At 47.2% G+C, this 14,797-nt stretch carries 13 protein-coding genes; 9 read left to right on the forward strand and 4 right to left on the reverse strand.

The window, feature by feature from the left end; all coding sequences use genetic code 11:
• Nucleotides 1-9 precede the first annotated feature (9 nt).
• On the reverse strand, nucleotides 10-1,125 hold the full coding sequence (locus tag DXD65_RS17855; RefSeq protein ID WP_117887843.1) for an agmatine deiminase family protein: 1,116 nt from the start codon (nucleotides 1,123-1,125) through the stop codon (nucleotides 10-12).
• A gap of 159 nt (nucleotides 1,126-1,284) precedes the next feature.
• Nucleotides 1,285-1,821 carry a ferredoxin domain-containing protein gene (locus tag DXD65_RS17860; RefSeq protein WP_005827817.1) on the reverse strand — a complete coding sequence of 179 codons (537 nt, stop codon included), beginning with the start codon at nucleotides 1,819-1,821 and terminating at the stop codon, nucleotides 1,285-1,287.
• 92 nt (nucleotides 1,822-1,913) lie between these two features.
• Here DXD65_RS17860 and DXD65_RS17865 point away from each other — a divergent pair, with 92 nt between their 5' ends.
• Together DXD65_RS17865 and DXD65_RS17870 are read left to right on the forward strand one after the other, a co-directional pair.
• A complete protein-coding gene (locus tag DXD65_RS17865; RefSeq protein ID WP_005827815.1) occupies nucleotides 1,914-2,537 on the forward strand; it encodes an ATP-binding cassette domain-containing protein in 624 nt (207 codons plus the stop codon).
• Between the two features lie 11 nt (nucleotides 2,538-2,548).
• Nucleotides 2,549-3,358, forward strand: a complete 810-nt coding sequence (locus DXD65_RS17870; protein ID WP_005827813.1) for an ABC transporter permease — start codon at nucleotides 2,549-2,551, stop codon at nucleotides 3,356-3,358.
• Nucleotides 3,359-3,360: 2 nt separating this feature from the next.
• Here the strand turns inward: DXD65_RS17870 and DXD65_RS17875 are convergent, their stop codons facing one another.
• Nucleotides 3,361-3,771: a DUF4891 domain-containing protein gene (locus DXD65_RS17875; RefSeq protein WP_005827811.1), complete on the reverse strand. Its 411-nt coding sequence runs from the start codon at nucleotides 3,769-3,771 to the stop codon at nucleotides 3,361-3,363.
• A 24-nt stretch (nucleotides 3,772-3,795) separates the two neighbouring features.
• Nucleotides 3,796-4,572, reverse strand: a complete 777-nt coding sequence (locus DXD65_RS17880; RefSeq protein ID WP_005827810.1) for a DUF4377 domain-containing protein — start codon at nucleotides 4,570-4,572, stop codon at nucleotides 3,796-3,798.
• Between the two features lie 188 nt (nucleotides 4,573-4,760).
• On the opposite strand from DXD65_RS17880, the gene DXD65_RS17885 reads away from it, so the two are divergent.
• The 7 genes from DXD65_RS17885 to DXD65_RS17915 all read left to right on the forward strand — a co-directional run bounded on the left by DXD65_RS17885 (nucleotide 4,761) and on the right by DXD65_RS17915 (nucleotide 14,615).
• Nucleotides 4,761-5,855 (forward strand): Nif3-like dinuclear metal center hexameric protein, encoded by a 1,095-nt coding sequence (locus DXD65_RS17885; RefSeq protein ID WP_005827806.1) that lies wholly within the window; start codon nucleotides 4,761-4,763, stop codon nucleotides 5,853-5,855.
• A gap of 5 nt (nucleotides 5,856-5,860) precedes the next feature.
• Entirely contained in the window at nucleotides 5,861-6,700 is an 840-nt protein-coding gene (locus tag DXD65_RS17890) for a zinc ribbon domain-containing protein (RefSeq protein ID WP_005827804.1), read from the forward strand.
• Between the two features lie 145 nt (nucleotides 6,701-6,845).
• Complete coding sequence (locus DXD65_RS17895; protein ID WP_005827802.1) at nucleotides 6,846-8,012, forward strand: PCMD domain-containing protein; 1,167 nt, start codon at nucleotides 6,846-6,848, stop codon at nucleotides 8,010-8,012.
• 25 nt (nucleotides 8,013-8,037) lie between these two features.
• A complete protein-coding gene (locus DXD65_RS17900) occupies nucleotides 8,038-8,820 on the forward strand; it encodes a porin family protein (protein WP_005827800.1) in 783 nt (260 codons plus the stop codon).
• A gap of 93 nt (nucleotides 8,821-8,913) precedes the next feature.
• A complete protein-coding gene (locus DXD65_RS17905; RefSeq protein WP_117887844.1) occupies nucleotides 8,914-10,347 on the forward strand; it encodes an efflux transporter outer membrane subunit in 1,434 nt (477 codons plus the stop codon).
• A 25-nt stretch (nucleotides 10,348-10,372) separates the two neighbouring features.
• Nucleotides 10,373-11,476: an efflux RND transporter periplasmic adaptor subunit gene (locus tag DXD65_RS17910; RefSeq protein ID WP_005827796.1), complete on the forward strand. Its 1,104-nt coding sequence runs from the start codon at nucleotides 10,373-10,375 to the stop codon at nucleotides 11,474-11,476.
• Nucleotides 11,477-11,501: 25 nt separating this feature from the next.
• Nucleotides 11,502-14,615 carry an efflux RND transporter permease subunit gene (locus tag DXD65_RS17915; protein ID WP_005827794.1) on the forward strand — a complete coding sequence of 1,038 codons (3,114 nt, stop codon included), beginning with the start codon at nucleotides 11,502-11,504 and terminating at the stop codon, nucleotides 14,613-14,615.
• The last annotated feature ends 182 nt before the right edge of the window (nucleotides 14,616-14,797 follow it).

Consider the following 14,797-nt stretch of genomic DNA (forward strand, 5'->3'; position numbering starts at 1 on the left):
TAATCGACATTACTTCAACACCCCTACAGGATATTGCATGGTAACACAATGCAAAGAGCCGTGTTGCTTAATCAAAGCACGGCAATCTATCCCGATAATTTCATAACCGGGAAAAGCCTCCCGCAACACTTCCCCCGCGCAGGCATCATTCTCCGGCTGGCGATAGGTGGGGTAAAGCACTGCATCATTCAGAATCAAGAAATTAGCGTAAGTGGCAGGAAGCCGTTCCCCTTCCTCTTCTATCTTATCGGCCATGGGCAAAGCCAGCAAACGGTAAGGTTCCCCCTTCAACGTACGGAAAGTCTTCAGTTGCTCCTCCATGCGATGCAGTTCTTCGTAATGCTCATCATCCGCATCCTTGCATTGTACATAGGCTATCGTGTCGGCAGGGCAGAAACGGGCCAGCGTGTCTATATGACTGTCCGTATCGTCACCTGCCAAATAACCGTGGTCCAGCCAAAGAACACGTTGCAGGTGAAAAACGGAACGAAGATATTCCTCAATTTCCACCCGGTTCATCTGTCCGTTCCGGTTAGGCGAAAGCAGGCATTCGGAGGTGGTGAGCAACGTACCCATGCCGTCACTTTCGATGGAACCGCCTTCAAGGACAAACCCCAAGCGATTTACATACTTTCCTTTCATCACTTCCGACTCCACCGCACGACGCGTAATCAAATTATCCTTATCGGATGCAAACTTCAATCCCCACCCGTTGAACTTAAAGTCGAGCAGAGATACACCGTCAGCATCCAGTAGGGTGATGGCTCCATGGTCGCGTGCCCAAGTATCATTCGTCTCACACTTCAGGAAACGGACATTTTCCATATTCACCCTGCCGAGAATCTGTTTCTTCACCTCATCCGGTTCTGGGGTTACAATCAGCAATGTCTCCCGGGCGGCTATTTCGTGGGCAATGGCTACAAAACATTCCTGCACTTCGTCCAACATATAGGTCCAGTCTGTACCCGCATGGGGCCATGTAAGCTGTATGCCGCTTTGCAAAGCCCATTCGGCAGGCAAGTGGGGAGCACGTGTCTCTACCTGAAAAGTCATATTCTTGCCAAAACGCACCTGACAGTCCTTCTCTGCGGCACCACCCAGCGGCAGTCCTACAAAATATCCCATATTATTTATCTTTTCTAATTCGTTACTTTTTAAGTTAGCAGAGAGAGGGAGAATAAACCTTAGGTTTAGAATTGCCAAACCTCTACTTCAGACTTCTAAACCTCTACTCTATGATTGTAAACCTCTACTCTATGATTGTAAACCTCTACTCGTCAATTATCACTTATCTTCCTTCGGTTTCCGGTCGAAGAATGGATTCTTGGAGGATGCACTCACCGGAATGGCAAAGACAGTCTTGCATCCTTTCAGCCAATCCAAACGCTGAGCGGCAAGTCCGGCAGAAAACATGACACGGGTATCCACCCTCAAATCGGCAGCCATGGCACAAGCCGAACCTACAGCTATCCCTACATCCACCGTATTCAAAGCACAAGGTACTCCCTCCGGACGACCGGCACAAGTGGGAAAACCGCAGTGTCCGCAATTCAAACCTTGCGTCTGCTCGCGCGTACCTATTATAATTACACATTCAGCCTGCAAAATGTTGTCCGCATCACGGAGAAAGAACTTCATACCGTGCTCTTCAACCATAGCGACCATCTTTTCAGACAGCTTCTTAATGTCTTCACCCGTAACCAGCGCAGCTTCAATCACATCAATACCTTTTCCTTTCGGTGCCGTGCGCGCAGCAGTCAGCATTTGCCTTGCCACGTCAAGCACATGTTCGTGGCGGCAATCCCGTTCATTCTGTATCATAGTCTTTCTTTCCTGAATTAATTAGTGCGTCAAAGATAGCACAAATATTTTTTTGCACTATCTTTGCGATACAGAAAGATTAAAGGAACACCATGCTGCAAATAGAAAATGCCAGTATCGCCTACGGCAACGATATACTTTTCTCGGGTTTCAACCTGCAATTGGAAAGGGGAGAGATAGCCAGTATCTCCGGCCCTTCGGGATGCGGAAAGTCGTCACTGCTGAATGCCATACTTGGATTTACTCCGTTAAAAGAAGGACGCATCGTCTTGAACGGCATTCTGCTGGATAAAGGAAACGTCGACGTTGTCCGTAAGCAGACTGCATGGATTCCACAAGAACTGGCATTGCCGCTGGAATGGGTAAAGGACATGGTACAATTGCCCTTCGGTTTAAAGGCAAACCGGGGTACACCCTTTTCTGAAACCCGTTTATTTGCATGTTTCGAGGATTTGGGTCTGGAACAAGAGTTATATTACAAACGGGTGAACGAAATATCCGGAGGCCAACGCCAACGGATGATGATAGCCGTAGCCTCAATGATTGGCAAACCACTGACCATTGTCGATGAACCGACTTCCGCTCTCGACTCCGGTTCCGCGGAAAAAGTACTCTCTTTCTTCCGCAGGCAGACAGAAAATGGAAGTGCCATACTGACCGTATCCCATGACAAAAGATTCGCCAACGGATGTGACCGACATATAATCATGAAATAACATACACACTATTGGGAACCATAGATATATCATACCTCAGCCTGGGCATCGGATTATTGCTATTATTAATACCGCTGTTTTACATCTGGAAGTTCAAGACCGGACTGTTGCGCGCTACTGTGATAGGTACGGCACGCATGATTGTCCAGTTGTTCTTCATCGGCATATACTTGAACTACCTCTTTTTATGGGATAACCCGTGGATAAACTTTCTATGGGTAATTGTCATGATATTTGTAGCATCGCAGACGGCATTGGCACGAACACAATTGAAGAGGAAGATTCTGCTCCTGCCCATATCCGCAGGTTTCTTATGCAGTGTAGTATGTGTAGGCTTGTACTTTATCGGAATAGTACTGAGAGTGGAAAACGTATTCAGCGCCCGGTATTTCATCCCTATTTTCGGCATACTGATGGGCAACATGCTATCCAGTAACGTCATAGCCCTCAACACCTATTATAGTGGACTGAAACGGGAACAACAGCTTTACCGGTATCTTCTCGGCAATGGTGCTACAAAAGCGGAAGCACAGGCACCTTTCATCCGCCAAGCCATCATCAAATCCTTCAGTCCGCTGATTGCCAATATATCCGTGATGGGGCTGGTTGCTTTTCCGGGAACCATGATTGGCCAGATATTGGGTGGCAGCAGCCCGAATGTGGCCATCAAATATCAGATGATGATTATGGTCATCACCTTTACCGCCTCCATGCTGTCACTGATGATTACAATCTCTCTGGCTTCCCGCAAGTCGTTCGATGCCTACGGCAAGCTACTGCCGGTGATGGTAGAGAAGAAGGGAAAAAAGGAGCATAAATAACTTCAACGGTGGTGGGCATCCAGTTTTCCGGGGAGATAGCGTAGCTGCACATATTGTACGCCCGGTTTCACAAAGCCGCTGTCCAACATCACTTTCTTTACACGGAATTCTTCAAGCCTATACTGCAGGTAACTTTTGATGCGTTGACTTTGCGGCTTGGTATATGCCAGCAGATTAACTTTTCCCAGCGAATCAATCTCTACCCTTGCCTTGACGGTGCGTAGAGAAAGAGGACCGTCTTTTTTCTTAGCCTGATAATCTTTATCCTTGTCTACCCAAAAGATAGCCGTAGCCTTGGGAGTAGTATCTACCGGCTCCTCCATATCCTCAGATACATCTTTACCGGAACAGTTCGTATCCTGACAAGACAATAACGATAAAAGGAAAAGAAACAAAACAAGTAATGTTTTCATAATAAAGGAGATTAATGTGTCCAACTAATCAAACGTACCCGATGAAGCATATATTATCGGATATATAAAATGTTCTTCACCTTCCGTTTGCGGTTGTTCAAACAATTGTTTGTAGATAGGTTCCGGCTCTGTTTCAGAGAAAAAATCTGCATCAGCAGGATAAATACCATAATACCACCAGGGAGTTCCTTCCATATTATAAGGCTCAATACCCTCGATTACAAACTTATATAATCCAACTGTATCACCATCTTTTATAATGCTTGTATAGGTTCCATAATTGGTCCCCATATTATATCTCAATCCTTTTAAAGGAGCATATTCTTCTTCAGTAAACTCGCCTGCTACATATTTTTTTCTTTTGCATGCAAAAGGAATCTCATATTTTCCTCCATCAGGAGAAAGAATAAAAGGATTGGGTCCATCAACCTCTATTGTATATTCATATTCTACTCCGACTTTTGATAACACCTCGACCAGTTCGTATGCAATATTACTGGCATCGGCGGGAGGGTTGAGCAAAGTTGTTTTTTTCACCAATAAGGTGTATTCATACCCCTTGCTATAATCAAACCCGGCAATTCCTAAAAAGTCCAACGCTTCATATTCATTTTTACCTTCCTCCTTTACCAACATACAATCAATGAAATGATCACTTCCCCAAGGCTGGTAAGTGCCAATCTCGGAAGAGACCTTCATTTTAATGTTTTCTACATTGTCTTGTGGAGTATCACTGTTACAAGAGGTCACACCAATTATAATCAAGAGCGATAAAATTCCGAATAGTTTTTTAGTTTTCATAGATTTAGTTTTATAATAATCGCTCGCAAAGATAGTCTTTTTCGTGATAAAACATTTTTCGATAAGAGTTTTTGTTGGAAGAAAACCGTCTATTACTCAAATTTGTTACTGATATTTTATAAAAAGAATAAAAAACATTCTCAATCCATTGCTTTTTACTATATTTGCAACCAAATTTTCTGTTCACAATGAAAATTAAGGAATTAGTAAGCGCCCTTGAACGGTTCGCGCCTCTGCCATTGCAAGACGGATTTGATAATGCCGGCCTGCAAATCGGATTGACAGATGCGGAAGCAACAGGGGCTTTGTTGTGTCTTGACGTTACTGAAGCTGTACTGGATGAAGCCATTGCATTGGGATATAATGTGGTTATATCACATCACCCTCTCATTTTCAAAGGGTATAAATCCATCACGGGCAGGGATTATGTGGAACGTTGTATCTTGAAAGCCATCAAGAATGACATCGTTGTTTATGCTGCGCACACTAACCTGGATAATGCACCGGGAGGAGTGAACTTCAAGATTGCCGAGAAAATCGGTTTGAAGAATGTCCGTATCCTGGAAGCCAAGGAAAATGCGCTGGTAAAGCTGACCACATTTGTACCGACCGCCCAAGCGGAAGACGTGAGGAAAGCCTTGTTCGACGCTGGATGCGGCAATATCGGCAACTATGATTTGTGCAGTTATAACATGGAAGGCGAGGGGACATTCCGAGCCCGGGAAGGTGCCACCCCATACTGTGGAGCGATAGGGGAGCTGCATACCGAACGTGAAGTACGTATTGAGACAATCATACCCGCCTACAAAAAAGCGGCAACTGTCAAGGCACTGCTTGCGGCACATCCATATGAAGAACCGGTCTATGATATTTATCCCTTGCAAAACTCATGGCCACAAGCCGGAGCCGGTGTCATTGGCGAATTGGAAGTACCGGAGACAGAACTTGAATTCCTGAAACGGATAAAGAAAACCTTCGAAGTAGGGTGTCTCAGACATAACAAACTCCTCGGGCGGGAAATACAGACTGTTGCATTATGTGGCGGCGCCGGCGCTTTCCTAATGCCGCTTGCCATCCGCAACCGTGCAGATGTCTTTATCACCGGCGAGATAAAATACCATGACTATTTCGGACATGATACCGATATATTATTGGCTGAAATAGGGCATTATGAAAGTGAGCAATATACGAAAGAAATATTTTATACAATAATCCGGGATTTGTTTCCTCATTTTGAGGTCCAAATGACCAAAGTGAATACAAACCCCATAAAATACATGTAAGTAAAATGGCTAAAGAAGCAAAAAAAGATCCTCAGGAATTAACCGTAGAACAGAAGTTGAAAGCTTTGTTCCAATTGCAGACAATGCTGTCCAAAATCGATGAAATCAAGACGTTGAGAGGTGAACTTCCACTGGAAGTACAGGACTTGGAAGACGAAATAGCCGGTCTGAGTACCCGTATAGACAGAATCAAGGCAGAAGTTGCCGAGTTGAAATCCTCCATTGCAGGAAAGAAAGTTGAAATTGAAACCGCAAAGGCTTCTGTAGCTAAATATAAAGACCAGCAGGACAACGTACGCAACAACCGCGAATATGACTTCTTAAGCAAGGAAATCGAATTCCAGACATTGGAAATCGAACTCTGCGAAAAGCGTATCAAGGAATTTGCCGCACAAGAGGAAGAAAAATCTCAAGAAGTAGCAGAAAGCACTGCTGCTCTGGAAGAAAGACAAAAAGACCTCGACGTAAAGAAGAGCGAACTGGACGAAATCATCTCCGAGACCAAGCAAGAGGAAGAGAAGCTGAGAGACAAAGCCAAAGAACTGGAAACAAAGATTGAACCCCGTCTGCTTCAGTCCTTCAAACGTATCCGTAAGAATTCACGCAATGGACTGGGTATTGTATACGTACAGCGTGATGCTTGCGGTGGTTGCTTCAACAAGATTCCGCCCCAGAGACAATTGGACATCCGCTCACGCAAGAAAATTATCGTTTGCGAATATTGTGGCCGTATCATGATTGACCCGGAATTAGCAGGTATAACTCCCGAACAGAAAGTGGAAGTTGTAAAGGAAAAGCCAGTAAGAGCCAAAAGAAAAATCGTACATATCGGCTCAGATAATTAAAAATAGAACATTTTCTATATATAAAACGGCAATAGTAAAGCACCTATTGCCGTTTTTTTGTTAAATAAGCTCATAAAAACCTGCTATTAGAGAAAAAAGAAGTAGTTTTGTTGCTTGAAAAATTAATAGAATTAAATTAAAAAGCATGAGACTAAACAAATTATTCATACTCTATTCACTTTTCGGAATATTGATGGCATCGTGCATAAAAGATGAAGCACCCAATGCTGAAGCTGATATAACAGGCATCTCTTTTGAAGAAGATGTACTGGCAAGCGCTCGTTTCAATTTAAATCCGTCTTACAATGATAATCTGCAGGCCTACCCCATATTAGTAAAAGTAAAAGAGGGCACTCCTTTAAACAAACTATCCCCCCTGTTTGAGTTGACGCCGGGCGCTACCATTAGTCCGGAAAGTGGTAGTGAACACGATTTCTCTGACGGAAAAAGGGTAAAGTATACCGTAACTTCTGAGAACAAGGCTTGGCAGCGAGTATATTCCATCGGTGTACGCGAACAATCGGTATCAGACATCCCAAATGAATTCCATTTTGAAGACATACGACTTATCAATGGAATTAACCCCAAATACAAATATCAGGAGTTCTATGAAGAACAAGACGGATTGGAACTGACATGGGCCAGTGGAAATGAAGGATTCAACTGGGCAGCCAGTTCATCAGCTACTGAAAATTACCCTACGTCACAATATGACAATGGTAAAAACGGAAAGTGTGCCAAATTAGAAACTCGGCTTACCGGCTCTCTGGGAGCAATGGTAGGTATGCCGATAGCTGCTGGAAATTTGTTTATCGGTGAGTTTGATATGACGAATGCTCTCACCAGCCCATTGAAAGCCACACATTTCGGCACTCCTTTCTGTTATAAGCCCTCACGTCTAAAAGGTTGGTACAAGTACAAAGCCGGTGAACGTTTTTATGAAAACGGTGGATACACCGACCGTAAAGATGTGATGAACATCTATGCAATCTTTTATGAAGGCGAAAGTTACAACGAAGCAGGAGAAGTTACGGAAGTAATATTGGATGGAAATCTGCCAAACCAGAACTATGAACATCCCAGTATGGTAGCTTTAGCTCTAATATCCAATCCCCACGAAACCGATGATTGGGAAGCTTTCGACATTCCTTTTGACTATCAGAGATATGGAAAAGAAATAGATGAAACCAAACTGGCAAAAGGAAAATATAAACTAAGTATCATTTTTGCATCCAGCAAGAACGGTGCAACTTTCGAGGGTGCGCCCGGAAGTACCCTTTTAGTGGATGATGTGGAACTGATTTTCGAATAAGAACCCTGTAGAATTGGAATACAACATGATAAAGAAAATAGTAGCATTTATCGCATTGGCAGTTTACATGCAAACCGCCCTATACGCTCAAGAGAATCAGAATCGTACGCTTATAAACGCTGCCCTGCACGGATGGGAATATGAGATAAGGGCCGGTGTCAGCATCGGTGGTACTTCCCCGCTTCCATTGCCCGTAGAAATACGGAGTATCGATGCCTACAATCCTACTTTAGCTCTTATGCTGGAAGGAAATGCCATCAAGTGGTTAGGAAAAACTAAAAAATGGGGAGTAATAACCGGGGTAAGACTGGAAACCAAAAATATGATTACCAAAGCGACAGTAAAGAACTATGGCATGGAAATCATAGGAAATGACGGTAACCGCTTGAAAGGTAACTGGACGGGAGGAGTAAAAACCAAAGTACGCAATGCCTACATTACTGTCCCCGTACTTGGAGCATATAAAATCAACTCACGATTGCGAGCCAAAGCAGGTGCATATGTATCCTACCTGATGGATGAGGAATTCTCCGGATATGTATATGAAGGTTATCTGCGTGAAGGTAATCCTACCGGAAAGAAAGTCAACTTCTCCGACGGTGCCATTGCCACTTACGACTTTTCGGATGATTTGCGCAAGTTTGCCTGGGGCGTGCAAGCTGGTGTAGACTGGCGTGCCTTCAAACATCTGAGTGTATTTGCCGACCTTACATGGGGATTGAATGATATTTTCAAGAAAGATTTCAATACAATTACCTTTGCCATGTATCCCATCTACTTGAATGTGGGTTTCGGGTATGCCTTCTAAGATACTCGGGTATACCGAGTAAATACTCATAAACAAATAAAGGTTTAGGTTGTTATCAATCCCATAAAAAGATAACCACCTAAACCTTTATTTATGAATATAAAAGCTTGGAGCACCGCGTTGCTCATATTATGCCTATGTCCTGCGGCTATGGCACAGAAAGCCAACCGCTATCTTGAGAAACCACTCCCACAAGGCTGGGGAAAGGATGTCTCCCATGCCATTCCCGGAGATGACAATCTGTTCAGCAGACAGATACCACCCATTGACGACAAGTGGTGGAAAGCCTTCGATGACCCGATGCTGGATTCATTGATTACGGTAGCCTCCACTCAAAACTATTCCGTACTTTCTGCCATGGCCCGTATGGATATGGCTAAATCCAACCTGCGGATAGAACGCGGCAGCTTTTTCCCTTCCATCTCATTGGACGGAGGATGGGCACGGCAGCAAAGCAGCGGCAATGTCAACGCACTTCCGCAATCCATTACCGGTGCATACAGTGCCTCGCTCAACGCCAGTTGGGAGCTGGACGTATTCGGAAGTATCCGCCAACGGGTAAAGGCACAGCGGGAAACCTTCATGGCAAGCAAGGAGGAATATACCTCTGTCATGGTATCCCTCTGTGCCCAGATAGCTTCTGCCTACATCGGACTCCGCGAACTGCAGCAAGAGCTAAGTGTAGTGACCCACAATTGCCATACCCAGGCAGCCGTACTTAACATTACCGAAGTACGCTACAAAACCGGACTGGTGTCCAAACTGGACGTTTCACAAGCCAAATCCGTATATTACAGTACCAAAGCCTCCATCCCACAACTGGAGGCAGGCATCAACCAATACATCACGACGCTCGCAATCTTACTCGGTACTTACCCCCAGCATATCCGCCCCATATTGGAGAAGCCCGGCAAACTGCCCGACTATATGGAACCCATAGGCATCGGTGTTCCTGCCGACCTGCTGCTCCGCCGCCCCGATATACGGCAAGCCGAACGCCAAGTCAACGCGCAGGCGGCAACACTCGGCGCATCTCAAAGTGACTGGCTGCCGCAAGTGTTCCTAAAAGGTTCCATCGGCTATTCCTCCCATGACTTGAAGGACTTGACTAAACGGAACAGTATGACGTTTGAAATTGCTCCAAGCATCAGCTGGACCTTATTCAGCGGTACCAAACTGGTGAATGCCACCCGTCTGGCACGTGCCCAGCTCGATGAATCCATTCACCAGTTCAACCAGACAGTGCTTACCGCCGTGCAGGAAACGGATAATGCCATGAACTCCTATCGCAACTCCATCCAACAGATTGTTGCCATGCGCGAAGTATGCAACCAGGGAGAAGAAACTCTGAAACTCTCCCTCGATTTGTACAAACAAGGACTTACTCCCTTCCAGAACGTACTGGACGCACTACGCTCACTCCTGACATACGAAAATCAGCTGGTGCAGGCACAAGGCAGCTCCTTGCTGCATCTGATAGCCTTATACCAGGCATTGGGAGGTGGATATGAAATGAATCAGAAATAAGAATATAAACTAAACCGAACCGTATATGAAAAATCAAATGTACATCACCCTGCTCATCCTGCCATTGCTGGCAACGGGATGCGGGGGAAGGAAAGAAACGGCACAAACGATGCCCGTTCCCGAGATAAGCGTGGCCCGTCCGACAGTGCAGAACATTACGCTGACGAAAGAATATCCGGGCTACCTGACTTCTGAAAAGACCGTAGACCTGGTAGGCAGAGTCAGCGGAACCTTACAGACCATCGCTTACGCTCCCGGCAGCCGGGTACGCCAGGGACAAGTACTTTTTGTCATCGAACCGACAGTCTATCAAGACAATGTGCGGCAGGCAGAAGCAGAACTCAACACTGCCCGCGCCAACCTGGAATACGCCCAAAACAACTACACACGTATGCAGGAAGCCATGAAAAGCGATGCTGTAAGCCGTATACAAGTGCTGCAAGCACAATCCAACGTGGCAACTTCGCAGGCTGCAGTGAGCAATGCGGAAGCAGCCCTGAACACAGCACGCACCAATCTGAGCTACTGCACCGTCCGTGCTCCCTTCGACGGCACCGTAAGCCGTAACCTGGTGGATGCCGGAGGCTATGTAGGCGGCAGCGTGCAGCCCGTCACATTGGCAACCATCTACAAAGACGACCATTTGTACACCTACTTCAATGTGGCAGACAACCAATGGCTCTCCATGCTGATGCAGCAGGGAGACAGTATCCCCCGGCAAGTGAGTGTCAGCCTGGGTAAAGACGAACTCCTCACTTATCCCGCACAGCTGGACTATCTTTCGCCCAACGTAGACTTGAACACCGGAACTTTGAACATCCGCGCCCGTCTCGACAACCCTAAAGGACTGTTGAAAAGCGGCCTCTACGTCAGCATCACCTTGCCCTACGGAGAGCAACAGCAGGCCATCCTGCTGCCGGACGCCTCCATCGGTACCGACCAGTTGGGGAAATACATATACGTAGTCAACGATTCGAATATAGTGCGCTACCGCCATATAGAAACCGGACAACTGATAGGGGACAGCCTGCGCCAGATAAGGGCAGGCATCACTCCCCGGGAGCGCTACGTCACCAAAGCACTGATGAAGGTAAGGGATGGAATGAAAGTACATCCCATTGACAACTAATATGAATTGATTAATACCAAAGCCTATGTTTTCAAAATTCTTCATAGACCGTCCTATCTTTGCTACCGTATTGGCGCTGCTCATCGTCGTAGCAGGACTGGTCACACTGGGCATCCTGCCCATTGCCCAATATCCGGACATCACACCACCCACCGTGCAGGTCAGTGCCGTATATCCCGGAGCCAATGCGCAGACGGTGGCACAAACCGTCGGCATCCCCATCGAGCAGCAAGTCAACGGAGTGGACGGAATGCTTTACATGTCCTCCAACTCCAGCTCATCGGGCGCTTACTCTCTTACCATTACTTTTGCCGTAGGCACAGACATTGATATGGCTACCGTGCAGGTCCAGAACCGGGTAAGCGTGGCCCAGTCGTCACTGCCTACTCCCGTTGTGGTGCAAGGCGTCACTGTGCAGAAACAGTCATCGAACATCGTGATGTTCCTCACGATGACGTCGGACAGCAAAGACTACGACGGACTTTACCTCAGCAACTATGCCAAGCTGAATCTCGTAGACCAGTTAACACGCGTGCCCGGTGTAGGCGCCGTCAATGTGATGGGAGCAGGGGACTACTCCATGCGTATCTGGCTCGACCCTGCCGCCATGCGCATCCGCTATCTTTCGCCGGCCGATGTATACCAAGCTATCCAATCACAGAATGTGGAGGTCAGCGCAGGTAACGTAGGGCAACCCATCGGCACAGACAATAAAAATGCCTATCAATACAGCCTGACCGTAAAAGGGCGCCTTACCTCACCCGAAGAGTTCGGCAACATTATCCTGCGTACCGAAACCGGAGGGAAGATACTCCGTCTGCGCGACGTGGCGCATATCGACCTGGGCTCGGCCTCTTACAGCGTAGTATCCCAACTGGACGGGAAACCCACCGCTGCCATCGCTATCTATCAGCAACCTGGCAGCAACTCGCTGGACGTTTCCAAAGGAGTAAAGGCAAAAATGCAGGAACTCTCGCAAAATTTCCCTGCAGGCATACAATACAATGTAACCCTGGACACTACGGATGTCATTCATGCTTCCATAGACGAAGTGATGGTGACGTTCCTTGAAACAACCCTGCTGGTAGTTCTCGTCATCTTCCTGTTCCTGCAGAACTGGCGGGCGGTCGTCATTCCCTGCATCACTATTCCGGTATCACTCATCGGCACACTGGCCGTCATGTCCTTGTTCGGCTTCTCCATCAATACGCTGACACTATTCGGACTGATACTTGCCGTGGCCATCGTGGTAGATGATGCCATTGTGGTGGTGGAGAACTCCACGCGTCTGCTGGACACGGGGCGCTACACCTCCCGCCAGGCTGTGACCGAAGCGATGGGAGAGATTACCGGCCCCATTGTCGGGGTAGTGCTGGTGCTGCTTGCCGTATTTATCCCGACAACACTCGTCAGCGGCATATCAGGACAACTGTATAAACAGTTTGCCTTGACCATTGCAGCCAGCACCGTACTTAGCGGATTCAACTCATTGACCCTTACTCCGGCACTCTGTGCCTTGATGCTGCAACCTACCCGGCCTTCCAAAAATCCCCTATATCGGGGGTTCAACCATCTGTACGACAAGACACAAGGAGTCTACGACCGGATAGTGGAGTACCTGCTCCAACGCCCTGTCGCTTCCATCGTTTCATATGCGGTTTTCACATTGATTGCTGTCCTGCTGTTTGTCAAATGGCCGTCCACATTTGTTCCGGAAGAAGATGACGGCTATTTCCTCGCAGTGGTACAGCTTCCCCCTGCATCGAGCCTGGAGCGCACCCAAGCCGTAGGAAAGCAGATAAATAAGATTCTCGATTCTTACCCCGAAATAAAGGACTACATCGGCATATCCGGCTTCTCCGTGATGGGAGGTGGAGAGCAAAGCAATGCGGCCACTTACTTCATCGTACTGAAAAACTGGAATGAACGCAAGGGAAAGGAACATACGGCTGAAGCCGTAGTACAGCGCTTCAATATGGAAGTATATGGCATCCAGGAAGCAGAGATATTTGCCATGGTCCCGCCTGCCATCCCCGGACTGGGAGCTACCGGAGGCCTGCAACTCCAATTGGAAGACCGCCACAACCTCGGCGCCACCGAGATGCAGCGTGCTGTAGAGACCTTGATGGAGCATTACCGCAATTATCCGGCACTGGCATCGGTCAGCAGCCAGTACCAAGCCAATGTACCGCAATATTTTTTGAATATAGACCGCGACAAGGTACAGTTGATGGGTATCCCGCTGAACAGTGTATTCACCGCCTTGGGTTACTATATGGGGGAGGCCTACGTCAACGACTATGTACAGTTCGGACACATCTACCAAGTGAAATTGGGGGCGGGCGACCGTGCCCAGCGTGTCATCGACGATGTTCTGAAATTGAGCGTTCCCAATGCATCGGGAGAAATGGTACCTTTCTCTTCCTTCACCCGGGTGGAAGAGCAGTTAGGCATGGACCAGATAAACAGATATAACATGTACTCCACAGCAGCCGTGACCTGCAATGTGGCTCCGGGCAGTAGTTCGGGAGAGGGTATCCGGCAAATGGAAAGTCTAATCAAAGAGCATCTCGGAGACGAGTTCGGCTATGAATGGACTTCGGTAGCCTATCAGGAGACGCAGGCGGGAACCACGACGACTGTCGTATTCGTCATGGCACTGCTGGTTGCCTTCCTTGTACTCGCCGCACAATACGAAAGCTGGACCAGTCCGGTAGCTGCCGTAATGGGACTTCCGGTTGCACTGCTCGGTGCCATGCTGGGATGCTATGTCATGGGGACTCCGGTCAGCATCTACACACAAATTGGAATCATTCTGCTTGTCGCCTTGTCTGCCAAAAACGGTATTCTGATTGTGGAGTTTGCACGTGACTTTCGTGCACAAGGCAATTCAATCCGCGATGCGGCATTCCAGGCCGGACATATCCGCCTGCGACCTATTCTGATGACATCGCTTGCATTCGTATTCGGGGTTATGCCGCTGCTTTTTGCAACCGGAGCAGGGGCGGGAAGCCGTATTGCACTGGGAGCCGCCGTAGTGTTCGGTATGGCACTGAATACCTTGCTTGCCACGGTCTATATTCCTAATTTCTACGAATTGATGCAGAAGTTGCAGGAGAAGTTCAGTAAGAAACAATAGGGAGGATGAGCTACAAGTTATGGATTATGGGTTATAGGCTATCACACTTATAGCTCATAATCCATAACTCATTTTAGCAACTTGCTGCTAAAAGTTGTATCTTTGCGTGCGAATTGCCTCTTACCTCAAATCCGCAACTAAGCTCTTCAGCGTCCTTCTTGCGTCTAAACGTCCTCTCATCA

The organism is Bacteroides sp. 4_1_36, from assembly GCF_003466325.1.
GTDB lineage: Bacteria > Bacteroidota > Bacteroidia > Bacteroidales > Bacteroidaceae > Bacteroides > Bacteroides uniformis.

What these genes read in the sequence shown, in the direction of transcription:
- DXD65_RS17855 (WP_117887843.1), bottom strand. Translation starts at nt 1,125, where the DNA reads ATGGGATATTTTGTAGGACTGCCGCTGGGTGGTGCCGCAGAGAAGGAC.
- DXD65_RS17860 (WP_005827817.1), bottom strand. Translation starts at nt 1,821, where the DNA reads ATGATACAGAATGAACGGGATTGCCGCCACGAACATGTGCTTGACGTG.
- DXD65_RS17865 (WP_005827815.1), top strand. Translation starts at nt 1,914, where the DNA reads ATGCTGCAAATAGAAAATGCCAGTATCGCCTACGGCAACGATATACTT.
- DXD65_RS17875 (WP_005827811.1), bottom strand. Translation starts at nt 3,771, where the DNA reads ATGAAAACATTACTTGTTTTGTTTCTTTTCCTTTTATCGTTATTGTCT.
- DXD65_RS17880 (WP_005827810.1), bottom strand. Translation starts at nt 4,572, where the DNA reads ATGAAAACTAAAAAACTATTCGGAATTTTATCGCTCTTGATTATAATT.
- DXD65_RS17885 (WP_005827806.1), top strand. Translation starts at nt 4,761, where the DNA reads ATGAAAATTAAGGAATTAGTAAGCGCCCTTGAACGGTTCGCGCCTCTG.
- DXD65_RS17890 (WP_005827804.1), top strand. Translation starts at nt 5,861, where the DNA reads ATGGCTAAAGAAGCAAAAAAAGATCCTCAGGAATTAACCGTAGAACAG.
- DXD65_RS17895 (WP_005827802.1), top strand. Translation starts at nt 6,846, where the DNA reads ATGAGACTAAACAAATTATTCATACTCTATTCACTTTTCGGAATATTG.
- DXD65_RS17900 (WP_005827800.1), top strand. Translation starts at nt 8,038, where the DNA reads ATGATAAAGAAAATAGTAGCATTTATCGCATTGGCAGTTTACATGCAA.
- DXD65_RS17905 (WP_117887844.1), top strand. Translation starts at nt 8,914, where the DNA reads ATGAATATAAAAGCTTGGAGCACCGCGTTGCTCATATTATGCCTATGT.
- DXD65_RS17910 (WP_005827796.1), top strand. Translation starts at nt 10,373, where the DNA reads ATGAAAAATCAAATGTACATCACCCTGCTCATCCTGCCATTGCTGGCA.
- DXD65_RS17915 (WP_005827794.1), top strand. Translation starts at nt 11,502, where the DNA reads ATGTTTTCAAAATTCTTCATAGACCGTCCTATCTTTGCTACCGTATTG.